This window comes from Kitasatospora sp. NEAU-69 (assembly GCF_057158765.1).
In genome coordinates, this window is record NZ_JBWXUE010000001.1 from 42246 (window position 1) to 63579 (window position 21334).

Below are 21334 nucleotides of genomic sequence, written 5' to 3' on the forward strand. Positions count from 1 at the left end.
CGCGGGGAGCCGCATCAGGAGGCGTCGGCCGGCTTGAGGACGTAGCCGGCGCCGCGCATGGTGTGGATCATCGGCGCCCGCCCGGCGTCGATCTTGCGGCGCAGGTAGGAGATGTAGAGCTCGACCACGTTGCCCTGGCCGTCGAAGTCGTAGGACCAGACCCGGTTCAGGATCTGCGGCTTGCTCAGCACCCGCCTCGGGTTGTGCATCAGATAGCGGAGCAGCTCGAACTCGGTGGCGGTCAGCCGGATCGCCTCGCCGGCGCGGTGCACCTCGCGGCTGTCCTCGTCGAGCGTGAGGTCGCCGACGACCAGCACGGACTCCGAGCGCGCCGCGGCCGCGCCCGAGCGGCGCAGCAGCCCGCGCAGCCGGACCACCACCTCCTCCAGGCTGAACGGCTTGGTGACGTAGTCGTCGCCGCCCGCCGTCAGGCCGGCGATCCGGTCCTCGACGGCGTCCTTCGCGGTGAGGAAGAGCACCGGCACGTCCGGCTGGTCGGCGCGCAGCCGGCTCAGCACGTCCAGGCCGCTGAGGTCGGGCAGCATGACGTCGAGGACGACCGCGTCCGGGCGGAACTCGCGGGCGGTGCGCACCGCGGACGCGCCGTCGGCGGCGGAGGCGGCCAGCCAGCCCTCGTAGCGCAGCGCCATCGAGAGCAGGTCGGCCAGCATCGCCTCGTCGTCCACGACCAGCACCCGCAGCGGGCTGCCGTCGGGACGGGTCAGCGGCACGGCGGGCGCGGCGGGTGCGGCGGCGGCCGTGGGCGCCGGTGCGGTGCCCGTGGCCGGGAACGCGGTACGGGCGGAGGCGGGGAACATCGCGGTCATTGGGACACGGTGCCCCGCGTCCATGAGAATGTCCTGAGCGTGACTGCCCAGCGTGACTGCCGAGCGTGGCTACCCGGGGAACGCGAATGGCCTGTCATGCGATCACCAGATCGCATGACAGGCCATTCGCGTTTGACCAGTCGGCAGGCCGGCCCACCTGGCGGTGGGGGGCTCAGGCGCTGACCAGCACCCGGTCTCCCAGGTGGTCGCTCTGGTAGCCGGCGTCGGCCAGCGTTGCCGCGAGGTGGAGCGTGGACTGGAAACTGCGCGAGCGAACCGCCGCGCCGCCGCTCATCCGGTGGCCGGCAGCGCCGCGCCGGGCCTGCGACCGCAGCGAGCGCTGCCGGCCGGTGGCGCCGCACTGCCAGGAAACCGATACCCCGTGGCCCTCGTTGCGGACGACCGCGCCTTCACATCCATCGCCGTCCAGGGCGAGCGGAAGATCCTCGGCCGTGAGCGTGGCGATGACGGACTTGAACAGGTTCTGTTGTCGGGAGGGCATCGTCCAACACTACAGGTTAACCAGTGGTGAACGCCAGGTGGCCTCGGCCGCTCAGTCCAGCGGCTTGTCGAAGACGGCCTTCGGGTGGCTGAACGTGTCGATCGAGTAGGCGCCGTGGTACCGGCCCATGCCGCTCTCGCCCACGCCACCGAACGGCAGCTCGGGCACGGCCAGGTGAGAGACCGTCAGGCCGAAGACCAGGCCGCCGGAGGAGGTCTCCTCGGTGAGCCGCCGCTTCGTCCGCGCCGACTCGGTGAACGCGTAGAGCGCGAGCGGCTTGTCGCGCTCGTTGATGAAGGCGATCGCCGCGTCGAGGTCGGGCACCGCGATGATCGGCAGCACCGGGCCGAAGATCTCCGCCTGCATCACCGGCGCCTCGGGGGAGACGTCGGCCAGCACGGTCGGCGCGAGGTAGCGGGTCGCCCGGTCGTGGGCCCCGCCGGTGACGATCCGCCCGTCGCCGAGGAGCGCGGTGAGCCGGTCGTGGTGGCGCTCGTTGACGACCCGTCCGTACTCCGGGCTGACCGCCGGGTCCTCCCCGTACAGCGCGCGCACGGCCTCGGTCAGCTGCTCGGCCAGCGGGCCGGCGGTCTCGCCGACGGCGAGCACGTAGTCGGGGGCCACGCAGGTCTGACCGGCGTTCTGGAACTTGCCGCGGGCGATCCGCTGCGCGGTGACCGCCAGGTCGGCGTCGGTGTCCACGACCACCGGGCTCTTGCCACCGAGCTCCAGTGTGACCGGGGTGAGGTGCTTGGCGGCGGCCGTCATGACGATCCGCCCGACCATGCCGTTGCCGGTGTAGAAGATGTGGTCGAAACGCTGCTCCAGCAGCGCGGTGGTCTCCGGCACGGCGCCCTCGACGACCGCGACGGCCTCCCGGTCGAGGTAGCGCGGCAGCAGCCGGGCGATCGCGGCGGAGGTCGCCGGGGTCAGCTCGCTCGGCTTGACCACGGCGGTGTTGCCGGCCGCCAGTGCGCCGACCAGCGGGGCGAGGGCGAGCTGGAGCGGGTAGTTCCACGGCGCGATGATCAGCACCACGCCGAGCGGGTCGCGGACCACCATGGCCTTGGCGGGCAGGAAGGCGCCGGGCACGCCCGCCGGCTTCGGGGCCAGCCACTCGGTCAGGTGGGCGACCGTGTGGTCCAGCTCGTTCAGCGTGAAGCCGACCTCGCTGCGGTACGCCTCGGTCGCGCTCTTGCCCAGGTCGGCGTGGAGCGCGGCCAGGAACTCCTCGGACTGCTCGGTGAGCAGCGAGCGCAGCGCCGCCAGCTGCTTCAGCCGCCAGGTGAGCGGCTTGGTCCGGCCGCTGTCGAAGGTGCCGCGCAGCCGGGCGACGACGGTGGCCGGGTCGGTGGACACGGCTTGGACCAGCGTCCGGGCCAGGGCGGCCGAGGAGCTCGGGTTCTGGCCGGTGTAGAGGTTGCGGTCCACGACCGTGTGCGGGGTGAACGGCGCCGCCTCGGCGAAGTCGGCGCCGAGCTCGACCAGGCGGTCCTGGACCAGCCACTTCGCCCCGGCGGCGAGGCCGACCGCCTGCTCCTCGGCGTTGCTGAACGCGGTCATCCGGTAGCCGGCGAACGGCCAGCTGCCGTCCTCACGACCGGCCGCGAGCAGCGCGGCGGGTGCGTGGCAGACCACGCCGAGCGGCTTTCCGGAGTCCAGCGCCCGGGTCAGGATCCGGCCGGAGGCCGCATCCACCGCGAGGTCCTCCATCGGGCCGTGGCCGCCGGGGTAGAAGACGAGGTCGTAGTCGTCCGGATCGACGTCCACGAGTGCGGCGGGGCTGCGCAGCTCGTCGGCGATCGAGTCGAGGTACCCGGCCAGCCGGTCGGCCTGCTCCTGGCCACCGTTGGCCGCGGCGCTCAGGCTGCCCTTGTCCACGGGGGCGGCGACGCCGCCCGGGGTGGCGATGGTGATCTCGTAGCCCGCCTCACGGAAGATCCGGTGCGGCTCGGCGAGTTCCTCGGCCCAGAAGCCGGTGGGGTGCTGGGTGCCGTCGGCCAGGGTCCAGTGGGTGGCGCCGGTGACGACGAAGAGGGCGGAGGTCATGGTGGTGCTCCAGGCTTGACGAGGTGCGAGGTGCGAAGTGGTGGTGGAACGGTGATCGGGGATCCGTGCCGGGGATCAGGAGCGGGTGAGGGCCGCTTCGGGGGTCTCGGCGGCGCCGGAGTCGGAGCCGGAGCCGGCGGCGACGGCGGTCAGTGGCCGGTGGTGGCGGCTCAGTCCGGCCCAGGCGACGGCGGCGGCGAGCAGCAGTGCCCCGGCCGCGATGACGAAGCTCAGCGTGAACTGGCTCTCCGCGGGCAGTGCGGCGCCGATCACCGGGTACATGATCACCTTCGATGCGAGCAGCGAGGTCACCACCGCGCTGGCGATCGAGCTGCCGACCGAGCGGGAGATCGAGTTGATGCCGTTGGCGATGCCGGTCTGCTCCAGCGGCACGCTCGCCGCGATCAGCGCGGGCATCGCGGCGTAGCCGAAGGAGATCGCGATGCCGGTGAGCATGCCCGCCGTGATCACCGAGCCCTCGGCGCCGTGGCCCCAGGCCAGCCAGGCGAAGCCGACGACGCCGATCAGGGCGCCGACGCCGAGGGTCGAGCGGGCGCCGATCCGCCGGACCAGCCGGCCGCCGACCGGGGCCGCGGCGAGTGCGATCAGCGCGCTCGGCAGCAGGTACTCCACCGAGGCCCGCAGCACCGAGGCGGTGAAGCCGTAGCCGGTGAGCCGACCGGGCATCTGGACCAGGTAGGAGATCCCGATGAACTGCGCGAACGAGGCGAAGCCGACGAAGAGCCCGGCCAGGTTGGTGAAGAGCACCTGGCGGTGGACGAACATCCGCATGTCCACCAGCGGGTTGGCCACCTTCCGCTCGACCAGCACCCAGAGCGCGGCGACCACGATCGAACCGCCCAGCGAGCCGAGCGTGCGGGCCGAGGACCAGCCCCACTCGTGGCCCTGCGAGATGCCGAGCAGCAGCAGGACCAGGAAGACGGCCAGCGTCGCGGCGCCGAGCACGTCGATCCGCCCGCCGGTGGGCTTGCCGCCGTTCGGGACGATGATCGCGACGGCGATCAGCGCGAGCACGGTCAGCGCGGTGGAGAACCAGAAGACCAGGTGGTAGTTCGGGTGGGCGCCCTGGGTGAGCAGCCCGGTGGCGACCAGCGAGAGGCCGCTGCCGAACGCGAGCGTGCCGCTGACCAGTGCCATCGCGCCGTGCAGCTTCTCGTGCCGGACCTCGTCGCGGATCACCGAGAGGGCGAGCGGGAAGATCGCGGTGGCGGAGCCCTGGAGCACCCGGCCGACGATCAGCAGGGTCAGTGAGGTCGTCGTCGCGGCGATCACCGAGCCGACCACCATCACGGCGAGGACGGCGAGCAGCGTGCGCTTCTTGCCGAACTGGTCGCCGACCCGGCCGAGCAGCGGGGTGAAGACGGCGGCCGAGAGCAGCGCGGCGGTGGTCACCCAGCTGACGCCCGCGGCGCCGGTGTGCAGCTGCTTCTGCAGCAGCGCGAGGATCGGGACGACCTGGGTCTGCGCCATGGCCACGACCATCGCGGCCAGGCCGAGCGCCAGGATGAGGGGAGTGCTGCCGCGTTCCCGGCCGGTGCCGGGGCTGGGCGGAGCGAGGGTCGGGGCGTGGCTCATCGGGGTTCTGGTCCTTCCGGGAGAGGTCCCGCCGCGCGGGACGCGGACCGGGCCTGAGGCTTGAAGACCTAGATGGTTTATGTCCTCAAGCAATGGAACGACCGTAGACCTGGAATGTTGAGGATGTCAAGCAATCTCGCCTACACTCGACCCATGAGTGAGTCCGTCCCCACCCCGCCTCGGGTTGCCCCCACGCCCGCCCAGCTCATGGATCAGCTGGCCGCCGCCGCGGCGGCGTACTACCGGCACTTCGCCGCGCTCGCGGCCGAGCGCGGCCTCACGCTGATGCAGGGCAAGACGCTCAGCCTGCTGCGCGAGCCGCGGTCGATGCGCAGCATCGCCGAGCTGCTCGCCTGCGACGCCTCGAACGTCACCGGGATCGCCGACCGGCTGGAGGCGCGCGGGCTGGTCCGCCGCGAGGCGGATCCGGCGGACCGGCGGGTCAAGGTCATGTTGCTGACGGCGGAGGGCGAGGAGGTCGTCCGGCAGATCCGCGCCGAGATGATGTCCGGCCTCACCGGGCTGGAGCAGCTGGACGAGGCGGAGCGGTCCGGCCTCCAGGAGCTGCTGGCCAAGGTCTTCCCGGTGGTACCCCCGGCCGCCTGAGCCCTCGCCGCTGGGATCCGCGCATGCGGTGGCTGCTGTGGCTCGCTGCCGCGAGCCGACCCCGCCCAGGATGACGCCCGGGCAGGCCGTTCAACGGCCTGCCCGGGCGTCATCCTGGGCGGGGTGTCGGGCGTCGGGATCAGAAGTCGAAGACCTGCCCGGTCGCCCGCAGCATCACGCACTCGTTGGTGAACGTCTGCTGGTACGAGGTGGGCTGGCCGTTCCACAGGCCCTCGGCGATGGCGGTGACCGGCAGGTAGAGCTGCGGGCAGAGCGAGTGCGACGGCGCCAGCGCGGCGAAGTCACCCTGGGCGGCGACCAGATCGGCGCACGCACCGAGCGCCGCCGGGTCGTTCCCGGCCGCCGTCGGGCTACAGCTCAGCGTCACCGTGCGCGGTGCGGTCGAGGGATTGGGGGCGACGCCCGCCACCGTCAGCACCAGCACGCTGGGCCAGGTGTCGTCGCCCGGCGCCGCCGCTCCCGCCGGTGCCACGCCGATCGTCGTCGGGGCCGTCGTCGCGGCGCCGGCGGGCAGCGCGCTCCCGGCCACCAGTGCCCCGGCCGCGATGGTGCCGAGAACTCCCATGAGGACACTGCGAGTACGCATATCGAACTCCTTCGGTCGACTGTCCGGACGGACTCGGCAGTATCACCACAGAAACTTGTCATGGACGCAATCGGCAGGCGCTGGACGGCCACCGCGCCCCCGGCTCGCGACGGCCGGAAAGCGCCCTCCCCGCCACCCCATTGGCCCCTCCTGCATCACCCGTACGCACCAGTCAGCGCCCGGCGGCCGGGCCGGGAGCACCGCCCATGGCGAGTCGGCCACGCCCGAACGGCCGAGATGGACACCATGCGTAGAACGCTCTTGCACATCGGGTGACGGCCTGTCGGTGCGCGGGGAAACGACGGCAGGCCACCGGGTCGGTCCGTGGGGGGACCGACCCGGTGGCCGGGTGGGGGATTTCAGGCAGCCGCTGCTGTCAGGATCAGCCGGTGAAAGCCGCGGTGCCGTTCGGGGTGCCGAGGCCGGTGGGGCCGTCGTAGCCCGGGCCGGCGGTGCACAGGTAGGAGCCGCAGTCGCCGTTCGAGCCGGTGGTGACGTCGTTCAGCGCGCCCGGGTTGGCGTACAGGTCCGAGGCGGGCGTGGTGTTCGAGCCGGGCGCGCCGGCCAGGGCGTAGACGCTGGCGATGATCGGCGAGGAGGCGCTGGTGCCGCCGTACACCTGCCAGCCGGAGGCGCCGTAGGTGTCGTAGACGGCGACGCCGGTCGCCGGGTCGGCCACCGCGGAGACGTCGGCCACGGTGCGGTTGGCGCAGCCGCTGTCCGTCTGCCAGCTCGGCTTCGGCTCGTAGGCCGAGCAGCCCGAACCGGTGCCCTCGGTGCTGCTGGTGCCCCAGACCGACTCGCTCCAGCCGCGCGCGCTGGAGTCCGCGGTCAGCGAGGTGCCGCCGACGGCGGTGACGTACGGGGAGGCCGCCGGGTACTCGACACCGTAGGCGCTGTCACCCGCCGAGGCGGTTATCGCGACGCCCGGGTGGTTGTAGTACGAGCTGTCCGCCGAGGCCTCGTCCGAGGTCTCGGAGCCGCCGTAGCTGTTGGAGACGAACTGCGCGCCCAGCGACACCGCCTGGTTCACCGCCGTGCCGAGGTCCTGGGTGCTCGCGCTGGCGGCCTCGACCAGCAGGATGTGGCAGTTCGGGCAGGTGGCGCTGACCATGTCGACGTCCAGCGAGATCTCGCCGGCCCAACCGGAGTCGGGTGAGGGGTAGTTGGTGCCGCCGTTCTCGTCCACCTTGCTGAAGCAGCCGTTGTCGGTGGTGCAGGCGGGCAGGCCGAACTGGCTGCGGTAGGCGGCCAGGTCGGACTCGGCGTTCGGGTCGTCCTGCGCGTCGACGATCGCGACGGTCTCGCCCGCGCCGTTGCCGGCGGCCGCGCTGGCGAGGTTGTACGCGCTCTGCAGGTCGGCGGGGCCGTAGCCGGAGACCGTAGCCGCCGCGGCCGCGTTGGCGGTGCGGGCGGCGGCCGCGGGGTGCGCGAGCCGGGTCTTGACGGTGGATCCGCCGGTGACCCGCAGCGCATTACAGGCCATGTAGCCGGCGTGCTGCGGAACCGCGCAGGAGCGGGTGAACGTCACCTTGTGGTGGGCGTTGGCGGTCGCGGCGGTCGCGGCCTGGCTGCCGAAGCCGAGTCCCGTGACGGCCAGGCCGGTTGCGGCGGTCAGGGCCAGCAGGCTGCGGCGGGCGTTCGAGCTCATGGGGGTACGCAAAAGACGTGCTCCTCCGTGCGGGCACCACGTGGGGGAGGCCGTGCGGGCGTGGGGTGCCCTCGGGCCGGCCGCGCGCGGCCGCCGACGCTGTGCCTGCGTCGGGGCCGGTCAACTGAGCGGCTGGGCACGACAGTAGGGCGGGGTGGGCATGACAACAATGCCCCTCCCAGGAAACACACAGGATCCACTCAGGCGAGCCGCTCGGTGTGTGACTGTGGAGGTCTGTGGGGTTCTGTGGGGATGTTGGTGCGCGTGGGTGTTATGCCGATCGCGCCGGGGTCAGCCGGTCGGCAGTGCCAACTCGTCCACGACGTCACCGAGTTGCCCCCGGCGGGCGAAGGCCGCGCGCTGCCGGGCCGCGCCGTCCCCGGCCGCCAACAGGCCGGCCCACAGCTCGCGCACGAGCCGGAGTTCGCCGGCCGCGGCCAGCGCGGGCGAGGCTTTGGTGAGGAGGAGCCCGAAGAGTTCGGTGGCCGGTCGCCGGCGTCCGGTTGCCGGATCGACGCCGAGCCCCGCCAGGCCGTCACGGGCCGCCCGCCAGTGCGCGGCCCGCAGCAGCGCGTCCGGGACGGCGGGCGCGGGGACGTCCCGCCGGACCTCGGCGAGCAGGACGGCGCTGAGCGCCCGCAGCAGCCCGGCCAGCAGCAGCACGGTCTCCACCTCGATGCAGACGTCGGCGACACGGACTTCCAGCGTCGGGTAGTGCTCGTTCGGCCGACAGTGCCAATAGACCATGCCGCGGTCCAGCAGCATGCCGGAGTCCACCAGCCGGTCCACCAACTGGTCGTACTCGGCCGCGTTCGCGAACAGCGGCGTCGGGCCGGTGCCGGGCAGGTGTGCCCAGCGCATCGTGCGCCAGCTGGCGTAACCGGTGTCCCGGCCGAGGTGGAACGGCGAGTTGGCGGCGAGCGCCTGCAGGGTGGGCAGCCAGGGCCGCAGGTGGTTGGCGAGCCGCACGGCCTCCTCCCGGTCGGCGACCTCCACGTGCACGTGGCAGCCGCACACCCCGGCGCCGCCGGCCTCGGTCATCAGTGGGCCGTACTCGAGCATGATCTGCTGGTACCGGGACTCCTCGGTGAGCTCCGGCTCCGCCACCGCGGGCAGCGGAGCCGTTCCCGAGGCGACCGCCAGGCACCCGGTCTCCGCCGCCGCGGCGGCGACGCCCGCCCGTAGCTCGGTCAGCTCCCGGCGCAGCGAGAGCAGGTCGTTGACCGGCGTGGTCCTGGTCTCCACCATGTCGGTGAAGATCTCCCGCCCGACCCGGTCGGCCAGCAGGTCCCGGGCCCGCTTCACCACCACCGGCGCGGCGCCGCAGGGCGCCCGGGTGGCCCGGTCCACGAGCAGGAACTCCTCCTCCACGCCGACGGTCGGCAGGCCGGCGCCGACGGCGGAACTGGTTGCACGCGTGGTCACCCAAGGGAGCGTAGGGGCTGAAGTGGCGCCGACTGTGCTTTTGCGAAGTATCGGTGCGCCTCGGGTGACGTCACCCGGTCCCGGCGGGGGCGGGCAGTGGCGCGCGCCGGCGTGATCCGGAGCCGGATGCATAAAGCTTCCGCCAATGGGAACATGCCGTACTCCGCTCGCCGCCCGGTTCGGCGACCGGGACGGTTGCCGGCCCTGGCGGGGGGCCGCACGGCACAGGACAGCCGGACGGAGCTGAAGAGGGCTGGTCGAGATGGGATCACAGGCGGAACTGGTGACGGCGGATCTGAGCCTGGACCTGCTGGTGCCGGAGTTCGGGAGTGTGCCACTGCACTCCACCTGGACCTTCGCCGCGAACGACCCGCTGGCGGTCAGCGTCCACTTCGCCGTGCCGCTGAGGCCGTCGGAGCGGTGGACCTTCGCCCGCGAGCTGCTGGCCGAGGGGCTGGACGTCCCGGCGGGGCAGGGCGACGTCACGCTCGAACCCGAGGCCGACCATCGCCATGTGCTGATGCGGCTGCGCGGCGGCGACGGAGCGACGGCGCTGCTCCGCGCGCCGGCCGCCGGGCTGCACGCCTTCCTGGATCGCAGCTACGCCGAGGTGCCGACCGGCGCGGAGGACTGCGAGGCGGAGCTGAACGAGTTCATCCGTGGCACCCTGCCGCCGGCTTGAGGGGTGAACATCCGGACGGTCGCCCTGCGTTGAGCTGTGCAGTTGTCCGGTGCAGTTGTCCGGCGCGTGCGGGAGCGCGGGACGGCGCGCGGCGGCACGGTCGGCGCGCGCAGCGGTGCTCCCTCTCCTTCGTCCGGACTGCCTCGGACGGTCGCCTGCCCTCGGGTGCCGCGGCCCTGTGCTGCTCTGCGCTGCGCGCTGCCCTGCCCGACCCCGCTCTCGCGGGTGCCGGGCGCCGGGCTCAACCGGCCGGTGCCGGCCAGGTCTCGTGGTCGAGGCCGTCGAGATGCAGCAGGTCGGCGGCACGTTGGGCCTGACCGAGGACGTCGTGCGGCGCCCCGGCCACGCTGTCCCGCAGGCTCGCCAGAACCTCGGTCAGCGGCCGTGCGTCCTGGGCGTATTCGGGCTCTGGATCCCATCTGCTCATGGTGGCCATCGTGACGTACGCCGTTGCCGCGGGGGAGTACGGCGAGCCGTTCGGGTGATCGCAGCTGAATTGCCCGATTTGCGGGTAGCGGGTATGCGACCGGCCAACCAACAAAGGGGCAGGCGCCATGGCAATGATCACCGGCAGCCCGGATCCAGCTGTCGCATCCTCACCCGGCCACTTCCGCCGCGATGTCGGCTTCTGGGGGCTGCTGTTCGTCTCGCTGGGCTCGATCATCGGCTCCGGCTGGCTGCTCGGCGCTCTCACCGCCGCCACCATCGCCGGCCCGGCCTCGCTGGTCTCCTGGGTGCTCGCCGCCGTGATGCTCGCCGTCCTGGCGCTGGTCCACGCCGAACTGGGCGCCGCCTACCCGGTGGCCGGCGGGACGGCCCGGTTCCCGGCCTTCGCGTTCGGCCCGCTGGCCGGATTCGGCGCCGGCTGGATGGCCTGGGTGCAGGCCGTCAGCATCGCGCCGGTCGAGGTGGAGGCCACGCTCTCCTACAGCGCGCACATCGGCTGGGTCAGGGACAACGTGACGATCCTGCACCCGAACGGCACGCTCACGCCGGTCGGGCTGGTGATCGCGAGCTGCTTCATGCTCTTCTTCACGGTGATCAACCTGGTCGGCGTGAAGCTGATGGCCGAGACGAACTCGGTCGCGGTGATCTGGAAGACGATCGTCCCGCTGCTGACCGTGGTCGTGCTGATGTCGATCAGCTTCCACGGGTCCAACTTCACGGCCGGCGGCGGCTTCGCGCCCTACGGCGCGCACGGCATCTTCGCCGCGCTGCCGGCCGGCGTGGTCTTCGCGCTCCAGGGCTTCGAGCAGGCCATCCAGATGGGCGGCGAGGCCCGCAACCCGCAACGCGACATCTCGCGCGCGGTGATCGCGGCCATGATCGTCGGCACCATCGTCTACCTGCTGCTGGAGGTCGCGTTCATCGCGGCGCTCGACCCCGGGCACCTGGCGCACGGCTGGGCCAACCCGGTCGGCAAGGGCGACTTCGGGCCGTACGCCACGCTCGCCACGACCGCCGGCGCCGGCTGGCTGGCCACCGTGCTGTACATCGACGCGGTGATCTCGCCGGCCGGCACCGGCCTGGTGTACGTCGCGACCGCCTCCCGGCTCTCCTACGCGATGGGCCACCAGCGGGCCCTGCCGCGCCGGGTCTCCTGGCTGAGCCGGCGCGGCGTGCCGGTGGCCTCGATCGTCCTCGCCTTCGTGATCGGCGAGATCGCCTTCCTGCCGTTCCCGAGCTGGCAGTCGCTGGTCGGGCTGATCACCTCGGCGACGGCCCTGATGTACGCGTTCGCGCCGGTCAGCCTGCACGCGCTGCGGCTGCGCGACCCCGAGCGGCCGCGCCCGTACCACCTGCCGTGCTGGCGGCTGCTCGCCCCGCTGGCCTTCGTCTTCGCGAACCTGATCATCTACTGGTCGGGTTACCAGGCCGGTTGGAAGCTCGGCCTGGCCCTCCTGCTCGGCCTCGCCGTGCTCGCCGTCACCCGCCGCACCCTCCCGCCGGGGGAGCGCCCCGCGCTGCACTGGCGCGCCTCGGCCTGGGTCTGGCCGTGGCTGGGCGGCCTGATCGTGATCGGCAGGTTCGGCCGCTACGGCGGGAGCAGCACGCTCCCCGACTGGTGGGACCTGCTGACCGTCGCCGTCTTCGCGCTGCTGGCCTACGCCGCCGCGGTCCGGCTGGCGCTGCCGGGCGAAACGGTCCGGTCGGCCGTCGCGGCCGAGCAGACGGGCGAGTACGAGCCGGCCCCCTCGGACCTCGTCCTCGGCTCCTAGGGCCGGCCCGGGCGGACCTGGGCGGTCAGGACACCTAGGAGCCCGCGGCGCCTACCAGGTGCGGCTGCGAGTCGGTCCAGTAGCCGACGAGGTCCGCGTAGCGCGGTGAGGCCGCGAGGAGTTCCCGGTGGGTGCCGGTCAGCGTGTGGTCGCCGTCCATCAGCAGCACGTGGTCGGCGCGCAGGGCCGAGCTGATCCGGTGCGCGATGACGATCACGGTGCCGCCGCGCCGTGCGAAGGCCAGCTCGGCCCGCGCCTCCGCGGCCGGGTCGAGGTGGCAGGTCGCCTCGTCGAGCAGCACGACGCGGGCCGCCGAGACGTAGGCCCGGACCAGTGCCACGAGTTGCCGTTCGCCGGCCGACAGGACGGCCCCGCCGAGGCCGAGTGGGGCGTCCGGTCCGCCGAGCCGGGCGATCAGCCGGTCGGCGCCCACCGACTCCGCGGCCAGGGCGAGTTCGCCGTCCGAGGCGTCGGGGCGCAGGTAGCAGAGGTTCTCCCGGAGCGTTCCGGTGAAGACGTACGCCTCCTGCGGGATCAGCACGACGTGCCGGCGCAGCCACTCCTCGCCGAGCCGATCGACCGGGACGCCGCCGATCCGGACCTGCCCGCCGTCGGGCTTTACCAGCCCGGCGACCAGGTCGGCCAGCGTGGACTTGCCGATGCCGCTGGGGCCGACCACGGCCAGCCGGGTGCCGGCGGGCACGGTGAGCGTGAGGTCGCGGATGACCGGCTCGGCGTGCCGGCCGTAGCCGAAGGTCAGTCGCTCGACGGCCAGCTCGGACCCGCTTGGGTCCTCGGCCGGAGCGCCCGCGGTGCGGGGCTTGGTGCGGGGCTCGGTCGGGGCGTTGACCTCGCCCAATCGATGGAGCACCGTGCCGAGTTGAATGCCCCAGGAGCCGAGCACGTTCACCGTGGACTGCAGCGCGGGCTCGATGCCGGTGACCAGGTAACCGATCGCGCCGACCAGTGTGCCGACGCTCAGTCCGTGGCCGGCCAGCAGCCACGGACTGGCCGCGAGCACGGTCAGGACCGGCAGCTTGCCGCCCGCGGCGACCAGCAGCCCGCTGACCGCACCGGTCCGCGCGACCGCGCGCGACGAAGCCTCCCAGTCGGCGATCAGCCCGTTCAGCCGCTCGCCGGCTCGGTCGCGGGCGCCACCGGCCACCAGGTCGCGCAGGCCGGCCAGGCTCTGCGCGGCATCGGCGGCGATCCGCTCGTCCGCGAGCAGCAGTGCCCGCTGACGCCGGCTCAGCACGCGCAGCAGCGGCGCGTACGCCGCCAGCGTGAGGAGGACGGGCAGCGCGGCGATGGCCGCGACTGCCGGGGCGAGCGCCGCGAGCCCGACCAGCGCCATCACCAGTGAGACGCCGACCTGCCGGACCGAGCGCAGCAGCGCGGAGACCAGAGCCCGTACGGTCTCCACCTGGCCGGTCAGCCTGGCCACGCTCGCCCCGTCGGGGCGAGCCGGCCCGGCCTGGCCGGCGACCGCGCGCCGGAGCGTGGCGGCGACCACCGCGGTCACCAGCGCGTCCCGCAGCGGTTCGACCAGCGCGCCGAGCCTGGGCAGGAGTTGGCGGGTCACTGTGGCGCGCAGCAGCAGCACCGCGCCCAGCAGCGCCAGCCAGGCCAGGCCGCTCAGGGCGTGGCCGGCCAGGAACCCGTGGTCCAGGGCCCGCGCGACCAGGATCCCGGAGAGCAGGGCGGGCAGCGCCTCCAGCACCGACAACGCCAGCACCGCGGCGACGGCGCCGCGCCGGGCGCGCAGGTGGTCGCCCAGCAACCGCCAGCCCGGTCGAGTGGCACTCAGATCGGACACGTCTCCTCCTCCATACCGCCGAGTTCCGCACTGCCGAGCTCCGCACTGCCGCTCTGCGCCGCACTGTCCATGCTGTCCACGCTGTCCGGCGCGGCCGCGAACAGCGCCCGGTACTCCCCGTCGCGCCAGAGCTGCGCGTGTGGGGCCACCGCGCGGACCCGTCCGTCCGCCAGCCAGGCCACCAGGTCCGCCCGGGCCGCCGTGGATGCCCGGTGGGCGACCACGATCCTGGTCCGCGTGCCGAAGGCCTCGTGCAGCGCGGCCGCCACCTTCGCCTCGGTCGCGGTGTCCAGGCTGGAGGTGGCGTCGTCGAGCACGACGACCCGGCCATTTTGCGCGAACGCCCTTGCCAGGCCGAGCCGTTGCGCCTCTCCGCCGGAGAGCGGGGCATCCGTGAGGTGGGTGTCGTACCCGTCGGGCAGCCGGCGGACGAAGTCGTCGGCGCCGGCCGCCCGCGCGGCCTCCTCGATCGTGGCGGCCGGTGCGCCGGGACGGGCGAGCGCGATCGTGTCGCGCACCGTGGCACCGAGCAGCGCGGGGCGTTCGAACGCATAGGCCACGCAGCGGGACAGCGCGTCCGCGGTGAACTCCGTGACGGGGACGCCGTCGAGCAGGACCGTTCCGGCGTCGGGGTCCTGCAGCCGCCCGACCAGCGCGGCGAGGCTGCTCTTGCCCGTGCCCGACGCCCCGACCAGTGCCAGCGCCGTGCCGGCCGGGACCTCCAGGTCGATGCCGTCGAGCAGGACCTGGTCCTCGGCCCGCAGCCGGATGCCGCGGAACGAGACCGTGCAGCCCGTCGCGGAGCCCGTCGCGGAGCCGTCCGCCGGCGTCCGCCGTCCCACGGTGGGCAGCGGCTGCTCCAGCACCTCGGCGATCCGTCGTCCGGCTGCCACCGAACCCGCCAACTCACCCATCGAGTCAAGCTGTTGGAACAGGCCGAGAGCGATCGCGACATACCCCGTGACGGCGACGAGCTGACCCGGGGAGATCCGCCCGGCGAGCACCCCGAATCCGCTCACCGCGAGCACGACGACCTCGATCGCGGGCAGCAGCAGGCCGAGCTGCCAGGAGGTCGTGCGTTGCAGCCGCCAGGTCAGATAGCCGGTCTCGGAGAGCTCCGGGAGCGGCTCCAGCACGCGCGCGGTCTCCGCGGCCACGGTCCCGCTCGCCCGGATCGTGCGGGCTCCGCTCAGCGCCTCGACCAGCAGGTCCGCGATCCGCGACTGGAGCTCCTGGTACCGCGCGAACGCTGACGAACTGCGTCGGAAGAAGAGCCTCACCACGAGGAAGACGGGTGGCAGGCCGAGCAGGAAGGCCACCGCAGGACGCCAGTCGATCAGCCACAGGGACACCACACCGGCGATCGAGGTGACCGTGGCGATGGCCGTGTCGAGCACACTGACGCCGGCGTGCCCGGCCTGGACGCAACTGCCCGTCAGCCGGCTGGCGATGTCGCCCGCCGCGTGCCGTCGCCGGCCCGGCAGGCCCGCGTCCAGCACCCGCCGGACCAGGCTCCGGCGCAGCCAGCCGGTCGCCACCGCCCCGCTCGTCCCCGCGGCCAGCGCGCGCAGCGCGTCGGCGGCCACCGAGGCACCGAACGCGGCGGCGAGTACCAGCAGCGTTCCGGTCAGCGGCCGGTGCGCCAGCGCGTGGTCCACCGCGCGGGCCAGCAGGGCGGGGAAGGCCAGCGTCGTCGCGGCGTCCACGACCGAGCCCAGGACGGCGAGCGCGAACCAGCCCCGGGCCCGCAAGGCGGCCGCTGCCAGCAGACGGGGGGCCGTGTTCATCGGCGTTGTCATCCGCTCCTCCGGTAGAAAAGTCACAGCAGAGCCACAGCGCGGTTGCCGCGAACTCGCAACAGGCGGCCGGGGTCCGTTGGGGACCCGGCCGCCCGGGGGGTCAGTTGTCGGTGTACCCGCAGGTGAACTGGCAGCTCTGCATGCAGGTGTCGGTCGGATCAGCCCGGGCCCCGGTGGGGACCCGGGCTGATCCTCAGGGGGCATCAGTTGTCGGTGAACCCGCAGGTCCACCAGCAGGTCTGCAGGCAGGTAATGACCTGGCAGGGGGTGTCGAGGCCGGTGGCCTGCTCCTCGGTGTCGAGGGTCTGCAGCGCGTCGACGTCAACGGTCATGGTGATCACCTCCTTCGGTGGTGTCGTGTGTGGGGCGTGGTCGGGGCGGATCAGCTGCCGGTGACCAGGCAGGTGAGCCAGCAGGTGTTGCGGCAGGTGTTCGAGCAGGCAGTGAGGCCGGTGGCCTCCTCCTCGGTGTCGAGGGTCTGCAGCGCGTCGACGTCAACGGTCATGGTGATCACTTCTTTCGGTGGTGTCGTGTGTGGGGCGTGGTCGGGGCGGATCAGCTGCCGGTGACAAAGCAGGTGAGCCAGCAGGTGTTGCGGCAGGTGTTCGCGCAGACACCGAGGCCGGTGGCCTCCTCCTCGGTGTCGAGGGTCTGCAGTGCGTCGACGTCAACAGTCATCGTGATCACCTCCTCTCTTGACACTCGTCACGAGTCACGCCGGGGTTGGCGGCGTCGCACGGCCCGCAGGCCGTGAGTCGGTGTGGTCGCGTGGCCAGGCCGCGCGGTCAGCCCGCGACGCCGGGGCGGTGGGAGAGGAACTCCACCAGCCGCTCGCGCAGTTGTGCGCCCGCGACGTCGTCCAGCGGGGAGTGCCCGCCGCCGGGTACTTCGCCGTAGTGGAAGTCGGTGCCCTCGGCGCGGCCGGCGGCGAGCAGCCGCTGCCGCAGTTGCCTGGCCTGGTCGACCGGTACCGTCCGGTCGTCCGTGCCGTGGACGATCAGCAGCTGGGCGCGAATCCGTTCGGCGAGCGTCCACAGGTCCCGTGGGCCCAACTCGTCCTCCACCACGGTCCGGCCGCCGAGCCGCTCGATCAGCCTGCGGACCGGGGGATGAGCCTGTTCGTACAGCCGTGCTCCGGAGAGGAAGGGGGCGACGACCGCGCAGCGGGACCAGAGATCGGGGTCCGCCGCAGCCGTGAGCAGCGCCAAGTACGCGCCGTAGCTCACGCCGTAGAGCATCGGCGGCGGAGCCGACTCGGGTCGTCCCGCGACCAGCGTCCTGACCAGGGCACGGATGTCGGCGAGGTCGGGACCGCCCCAGGCGCCGTGCAGGGCCTCGGCGTGCGCGGGTCCGTAGCCGGTGCCGCCGCGCTGGTTCGGGGCGACGACGGCGATGCCCGCGACGGCGAGCCGGTGCAGCAGCGGGTCGTAGCCCAGGTCCCAGGCCGCCTCGGGGCCGCCGTGCAGGGCGACCAGTACGGCGCGGCCGGTCCGCCAGTCGCCCCGGCAGACGGCCTCGAACTCCCCTGCGGGGCCGGTGAACCGCTCGACATGCGCGCGTCCCGCCGGACGGCTGCCGCGGGGCGACCACGGTGCGGTGGCCTCGGGCGAGAGCACCGCGAGCTCGGTGGGGCGGTCCGCGGTGGAGACCGGTACCAGCAGACCGTCGGGCCCCCAGCAGGCCGTCGGGTGCACCGCCACCGCGACCAGTGGCAGCTCGGTGAGCCGGTCCGCGTGCAGGTCGTGGACCAGCAGCTCGGCGCTGGCGCCGCGGAGCACCCGCAGGGCCAGCCGCTCACCGGCCGGGTCGAGAGCCAGCGGCAGGACGGCGCCCTCGACGGCGTTGAGCCGCTCGGGGAAGCGCAGGGCGGTCGGCTCGGCGAGCGAGCTCAGCGCGAGCCGGGTGCCGTCCGGCGTGTCGGCCGCGAGCAGGAGCAGACCGGAGGCCGGGCTTGCCAGCAGCAGCAGCACCGCGCCGCCGTCGTCCATCGGTCCCGGCAGGTCCCGGAAGCTGCCGTCGGTGAGATCGACGAGCACCGTGCGGGAGCGGCCGGCGTGCCGCTGGGCGACGGCGAGCAGCCGGCCGTCCTGGTCCAGCCGGAGGCAGCGGCCGACCATGCCGGGCAGGGCCGTGACCGGCTCCAGCCGGAGCGGGCCGTCGAGCACCCGGTACAGCACCGACTTGTCCGGGCCGTCGGAGCCGACGGCGAGCGCCAGGGCGCCCGGATCGACGGTGGCGACCAGGCGCAGCGACCGGCACTCGACGGTGAGTTGCCCGGTGGCCCGCCCCGACTCCGGATCGGCCAGGATGAGTTCGTGGCGGCCGGGGCCGCCGCGCAGCAGCAGGAGCCGGCCGTCCTCGGTGGGCAGTGGCTGGGTGGCCAGGGACACGTCCAGAGCGAGGGAGCGGCGCCGGGGTGTGGGCCGGTCGAACGACCAGTGCTCGGGGATCACGCCGCCGTTCGGGCCCGTCGTCAGGCAGGCGGCGAATCCGGCCGTTGCGGAGAACGCGAAGCTTCTCCTGGTGACGGGCTCCGCGGACGGTACGGGCTGCGCGGACGGTGCGGGCTCCCCGGACGGTACGGGCTGCGCGGGCTGGGCGAGCGGCGCGGGTGTGGCGGCTGTGCCCGGTATGACCGGCGCGGCAGGTGTGCGGCTCGGTGCCGGTGGCCGGGTCAACACGCGCCGGCCTCCGCCCCGACCAGCAGGTCCGTCGGCGCGGGGAGCGCGAGCGACTCGGGCAGCCAGAGCCGAGTGCCGCCGTGCCGCAGCCGGACCAGCGCGGCCAGCATGCCGGCGAGGCCGCCGTTGTAACCGGCCGTCACGTCGATCATCGACTCGTCGGGCACCAGCAGCAGGCCGTCGCGCAGCACGTTGCGCGCGTGTGCGCAGTCCACCAGCTCCGCCGCCCAGGTCCGGTAGCGCGGCTCGCCGAGCGTCGCGGCCAGGTCCAGCAGGAACTCCGCGTTGCCCGCCAGCCCGTGGCAGGCGGCCGGTGAGAGCTGCCACCTCCTGCGGTACACCTCGGCTGCGGCCTGTTCGGCCAGGTCCCGGTAGCGCGGATCGGCCGTGGCACTCCAGAGTCTGATCAGGAGCGTTCCCACGCCGGAGGATCCGCTGCACCAGTAGGGCAGTTGGAACGGTGCGTGCTCGTCCTTGTCGTCCGCCGGCCACCAGGCCGTGCCGCCGTCGGTGCGCGCCGCCGTCACCAGGGTCTCGCCGCCCCGCCGGGCCAACTGCACGAAGTCGTCCCGCCCGGTGGCCAGACCGGCCAGCAGCAGGAAGGTACCGATCCCGGCGACGCCGTGCCCGAACCCGAGGTGCCGGGCTCCGGCGAGCGCGGAGTCGAAGTCCACCGGCACCGACCAGATCACCCCGGCCCGGCCCTGGGCGGCGGCGGCCAGCAGCCCCTCGCCGGCCTCGATCGTTCGGTCCCGGAAGTCCGGGTCACCGGTGGCCTGCCAGAAGTGCAGCTGGGCCAGACCCGCGCCGGCCGCGCCGTGCGTGACATCGGGGTTGGGCCAGCGCACCGGTACGGCGCGGGCCAACCGGGCGGCGGTGTGGGCCAGTTCGCCGTCGCCCAGCAGCCGGGCCGCGTCCAGCAGCGCCCAGGCGGTGCCGGAGCGACCGAAGTACAGCCCCGGCAGCGGCGGTTCGTCCTGCTGCAGGCGGTCCGCGATCCAGCCGGCCGCCTCGGCGATCCCGGACCTGAGCCGGGCATCGTCCGGTCGCAAGGCGCCGGCTGCGGTGAGTACCGCCAGGACCCCGGCCGCGCCGTACTGCACGTTGACCGGGTCGTTGAGGGCGGAGAACCCGTCGGCGGGCCACAGCCGTGGTCGGTCGGTCGGGGTCATGCTGTCGAGCAGGTAGCTCAGGCCGTCGGCCAGCAGCTGCTCCTCGACCTGCGGTGAGACAGGCGCCGGCTCCTGCTGCTCCTGCTCCTGCTGCTCCTGCTGCGCGGTCGGCTCGCCGGTGCGCATCGAGGCGAGCAGGTCCCGCACCTGCGCCAGGCTCCACCGCTGGTCGGCGGCGTCGACCAGCAGGCCGAGCACGGCGGGGAGGAACGGACCCGCCGTCCGGTTGCCGGTCAGCACCCGGGTGACCAGCACGGCCAGCCGCTCGCCGCTCGGGCGGGTCGCCGGCCGGTCCGCCGCGAGGACCGTCTCGGCGCCGGTCAGCAGGTGGAACAGGACGGCGCCGAGGCTGAACAGGTCGGAGGTGAAGTCCGGTGCCGGGCCGTGGACTTCTGCGCCCACCACCTCCGGCCCGGCGTACCCCGGGGTATACGCACGCCGGACCGGCTCTCCCGGCCGGACGATCATCTCCAGGTCGATCAGCCGCAGGTCCCCGCCCGGGGTGAGCATGAGGTTGTTCGGGTTCAGATCCCGCAGCACGTGGCCCGCGGCGTGCACCTGCTCGACCAGTGCGACCAGTTGCCCGGCCAGATCGAGCAGCGTGGCGCGCGTCGGCGCCGGATTCGCCTGGACCCAGGCGCGCAGGCTCTCCCCGTCGATCCGCTCCTGGACCAGGTACAGGTTGCCGCCCTGGGTGAACACCCCGAGTGCCTGCGCGCAGATGCCCAGCGGCGCCAGGGCCTCGTGCACCCGTGCCTCGTGCAGCAGCAGGTCGCCCGCGTCGGTGCCATCGAGCGTCGAACCGACGTGGCGTCGGGCCTCCTTGATGACGACCTGCCGGTCGGTGGTCAGCTCGGTGCCGACGTACACGCCACCCTTGTAGGCGTGCCGGATGGCCTTGCGCACGACGTACCGTCCATCGAGCAGGACGCCGTCCGGCCGACTCGCCGGCTGTGCTGCCGGTGCTTGCGGCAGTGGCAGTGGCAGCACCGGCTTCGCCCATGCCGGCGGTCGGAACACGGGCAGCCGCTGGTCCCGGATCAGGCCGCCGTCGGGCGTGCGCAGCATCGATTCGACGGTGCCGTCGTTGGTCAGCCGGACCGTGCCGCTGAAGACGCCGTAGCGGTAGTACACCAGGCTGCCGGGGCAGTACGGCCGGTCGGACAGGATGCCCGGCCCGGGCAGCCCACGGGTGGCCTGGTGGAGCGCCTGCGCCAGCCGGCGGAACTGCGCGTCGTCATCGGGGTACACCGTGATGAACTTGCCGCCGCCGCCGCGCTCGTAGCGCGCGGAGACCAGCTCGGTCACGCGGTCGGGGGTGCCGGCGAACTTGAACGAGGCCCGCTCGGCGATCAGCACAGCCGCGGCCCGGGCCAGCACGACGGGTGCGGACAGGGGGGTGGCCGAGACGTGCAGCTTCCAACCCTGCACCGGCACACGGTGGTTCTCCGCGGACTCCGGGCCGACGTGGCACCAGAACTCGCCGGGGCGAACCGTCCAGCCGGCTTCGCCGCTCCGGCGCAGGGCCGACCGGACGACGTCCGGGAGCAGCTCGGCGTCCTCCTCCTGGGCCCCGCTGCGCGTTGCGCTCGTACCTGTCATCAGCGGGCCTCCTACGGCGGTGGGGAGTGGCGGCGGACCGTTGCTCCGTTGGCAGTGCTGATCCTCCCGAGGATCAGTGGGCCGGACATCCGCGTGGCAC

The 21334-nt window shown here is 73.4% G+C and carries 18 protein-coding genes; 3 read left to right on the top strand and 15 right to left on the bottom strand.

Annotated elements, in window-relative coordinates; all coding sequences use genetic code 11:
- Positions 1-14 precede the first annotated feature (14 nt).
- The 4 genes from AC060L_RS00175 to AC060L_RS00190 form a co-directional block, all read right to left on the bottom strand.
- A complete protein-coding gene (locus tag AC060L_RS00175) occupies positions 15-827 on the bottom strand; it encodes a response regulator transcription factor (RefSeq protein ID WP_483796005.1) in 813 nt (270 codons plus the stop codon).
- A gap of 172 nt (positions 828-999) precedes the next feature.
- The gene (locus AC060L_RS00180; RefSeq protein ID WP_483796007.1) at positions 1000-1329 is read right to left on the bottom strand and encodes a hypothetical protein; all 330 of its coding nucleotides are present in this window, start codon (positions 1327-1329) and stop codon (positions 1000-1002) included.
- Between the two features lie 51 nt (positions 1330-1380).
- Complete coding sequence (locus AC060L_RS00185; RefSeq protein ID WP_483796008.1) at positions 1381-3378, bottom strand: aldehyde dehydrogenase family protein; 1998 nt, start codon at positions 3376-3378, stop codon at positions 1381-1383.
- Between the two features lie 75 nt (positions 3379-3453).
- Positions 3454-4974 carry an MFS transporter gene (locus AC060L_RS00190; RefSeq protein ID WP_483796009.1) on the bottom strand — a complete coding sequence of 507 codons (1521 nt, stop codon included), beginning with the start codon at positions 4972-4974 and terminating at the stop codon, positions 3454-3456.
- Between the two features lie 153 nt (positions 4975-5127).
- Between AC060L_RS00190 and AC060L_RS00195 the strand changes: the two genes are divergently transcribed.
- Positions 5128-5580, top strand: a complete 453-nt coding sequence (locus tag AC060L_RS00195) for a MarR family winged helix-turn-helix transcriptional regulator (RefSeq protein WP_483796011.1) — start codon at positions 5128-5130, stop codon at positions 5578-5580.
- A 139-nt stretch (positions 5581-5719) separates the two neighbouring features.
- On the opposite strand, the gene AC060L_RS00200 is transcribed toward AC060L_RS00195, so the two are convergent.
- From AC060L_RS00200 to AC060L_RS00210, 3 genes are all read right to left on the bottom strand, one after another.
- On the bottom strand, positions 5720-6187 hold the full coding sequence (locus AC060L_RS00200; protein ID WP_483796013.1) for an SSI family serine proteinase inhibitor: 468 nt from the start codon (positions 6185-6187) through the stop codon (positions 5720-5722).
- A 382-nt stretch (positions 6188-6569) separates the two neighbouring features.
- Entirely contained in the window at positions 6570-7838 is a 1269-nt protein-coding gene (locus AC060L_RS00205) for a S53 family peptidase (RefSeq protein WP_483796014.1), read from the bottom strand.
- 291 nt (positions 7839-8129) lie between these two features.
- Positions 8130-9263 (bottom strand): carboxylate-amine ligase, encoded by a 1134-nt coding sequence (locus AC060L_RS00210; RefSeq protein WP_483796016.1) that lies wholly within the window; start codon positions 9261-9263, stop codon positions 8130-8132.
- A 262-nt stretch (positions 9264-9525) separates the two neighbouring features.
- Between AC060L_RS00210 and AC060L_RS00215 the strand changes: the two genes are divergently transcribed.
- Entirely contained in the window at positions 9526-9945 is a 420-nt protein-coding gene (locus AC060L_RS00215; protein ID WP_483796017.1) for an SsgA family sporulation/cell division regulator, read from the top strand.
- 241 nt (positions 9946-10186) lie between these two features.
- On the opposite strand, the gene AC060L_RS00220 is transcribed toward AC060L_RS00215, so the two are convergent.
- Positions 10187-10372, bottom strand: a complete 186-nt coding sequence (locus AC060L_RS00220) for a hypothetical protein (RefSeq protein ID WP_483796019.1) — start codon at positions 10370-10372, stop codon at positions 10187-10189.
- 127 nt (positions 10373-10499) lie between these two features.
- Here AC060L_RS00220 and AC060L_RS00225 point away from each other — a divergent pair, with 127 nt between their 5' ends.
- Complete coding sequence (locus tag AC060L_RS00225) at positions 10500-12164, top strand: APC family permease (protein WP_483796021.1); 1665 nt, start codon at positions 10500-10502, stop codon at positions 12162-12164.
- A 34-nt stretch (positions 12165-12198) separates the two neighbouring features.
- Here the strand turns inward: AC060L_RS00225 and AC060L_RS00230 are convergent, their stop codons facing one another.
- From AC060L_RS00230 to lanL, 7 genes are all read right to left on the bottom strand, one after another.
- Positions 12199-13980 carry an ABC transporter ATP-binding protein gene (locus AC060L_RS00230; protein ID WP_483796022.1) on the bottom strand — a complete coding sequence of 594 codons (1782 nt, stop codon included), beginning with the start codon at positions 13978-13980 and terminating at the stop codon, positions 12199-12201.
- Positions 13968-15767, bottom strand: coding sequence for an ABC transporter ATP-binding protein (locus tag AC060L_RS00235; RefSeq protein WP_483796024.1), 1800 nt, complete (start codon positions 15765-15767; stop codon positions 13968-13970). The genes AC060L_RS00230 and AC060L_RS00235 overlap by 13 nt, the downstream gene beginning before the upstream one ends.
- Positions 15768-15982: 215 nt before the next feature.
- A complete protein-coding gene (locus AC060L_RS00240) occupies positions 15983-16111 on the bottom strand; it encodes an ALQxL family class IV lanthipeptide (protein ID WP_483796026.1) in 129 nt (42 codons plus the stop codon).
- Positions 16112-16161: 50 nt separating this feature from the next.
- Positions 16162-16284 carry an ALQxL family class IV lanthipeptide gene (locus AC060L_RS00245; protein WP_483796027.1) on the bottom strand — a complete coding sequence of 41 codons (123 nt, stop codon included), beginning with the start codon at positions 16282-16284 and terminating at the stop codon, positions 16162-16164.
- Between the two features lie 50 nt (positions 16285-16334).
- Positions 16335-16457: an ALQxL family class IV lanthipeptide gene (locus tag AC060L_RS00250; RefSeq protein ID WP_483796029.1), complete on the bottom strand. Its 123-nt coding sequence runs from the start codon at positions 16455-16457 to the stop codon at positions 16335-16337.
- Positions 16458-16564: 107 nt separating this feature from the next.
- Entirely contained in the window at positions 16565-18460 is a 1896-nt protein-coding gene (locus AC060L_RS00255) for a S9 family peptidase (protein WP_483796031.1), read from the bottom strand.
- Entirely contained in the window at positions 18454-21234 is a 2781-nt protein-coding gene (gene lanL, locus AC060L_RS00260; RefSeq protein WP_483796033.1) for a class IV lanthionine synthetase LanL, read from the bottom strand. The genes AC060L_RS00255 and lanL overlap by 7 nt, the downstream gene beginning before the upstream one ends.
- Positions 21235-21334: the final 100 nt, after the last annotated feature.

Coding starts and splice junctions, on each gene's coding strand:
- AC060L_RS00175 (WP_483796005.1), bottom strand. CDS start 827: ATGACCGCGATGTTCCCCGCCTCCGCCCGTACCGCGTTCCCGGCCACG.
- AC060L_RS00180 (WP_483796007.1), bottom strand. CDS start 1,329: ATGCCCTCCCGACAACAGAACCTGTTCAAGTCCGTCATCGCCACGCTC.
- AC060L_RS00185 (WP_483796008.1), bottom strand. CDS start 3,378: ATGACCTCCGCCCTCTTCGTCGTCACCGGCGCCACCCACTGGACCCTG.
- AC060L_RS00190 (WP_483796009.1), bottom strand. CDS start 4,974: ATGAGCCACGCCCCGACCCTCGCTCCGCCCAGCCCCGGCACCGGCCGG.
- AC060L_RS00195 (WP_483796011.1), top strand. CDS start 5,128: ATGAGTGAGTCCGTCCCCACCCCGCCTCGGGTTGCCCCCACGCCCGCC.
- AC060L_RS00200 (WP_483796013.1), bottom strand. CDS start 6,187: ATGCGTACTCGCAGTGTCCTCATGGGAGTTCTCGGCACCATCGCGGCC.
- AC060L_RS00205 (WP_483796014.1), bottom strand. CDS start 7,838: ATGAGCTCGAACGCCCGCCGCAGCCTGCTGGCCCTGACCGCCGCAACC.
- AC060L_RS00215 (WP_483796017.1), top strand. CDS start 9,526: ATGGGATCACAGGCGGAACTGGTGACGGCGGATCTGAGCCTGGACCTG.
- AC060L_RS00220 (WP_483796019.1), bottom strand. CDS start 10,372: ATGAGCAGATGGGATCCAGAGCCCGAATACGCCCAGGACGCACGGCCG.
- AC060L_RS00225 (WP_483796021.1), top strand. CDS start 10,500: ATGGCAATGATCACCGGCAGCCCGGATCCAGCTGTCGCATCCTCACCC.
- AC060L_RS00235 (WP_483796024.1), bottom strand. CDS start 15,767: ATGAACACGGCCCCCCGTCTGCTGGCAGCGGCCGCCTTGCGGGCCCGG.
- AC060L_RS00240 (WP_483796026.1), bottom strand. CDS start 16,111: ATGACCGTTGACGTCGACGCGCTGCAGACCCTCGACACCGAGGAGCAG.
- AC060L_RS00245 (WP_483796027.1), bottom strand. CDS start 16,284: ATGACCGTTGACGTCGACGCGCTGCAGACCCTCGACACCGAGGAGGAG.
- AC060L_RS00250 (WP_483796029.1), bottom strand. CDS start 16,457: ATGACTGTTGACGTCGACGCACTGCAGACCCTCGACACCGAGGAGGAG.
- lanL (WP_483796033.1), bottom strand. CDS start 21,234: ATGACAGGTACGAGCGCAACGCGCAGCGGGGCCCAGGAGGAGGACGCC.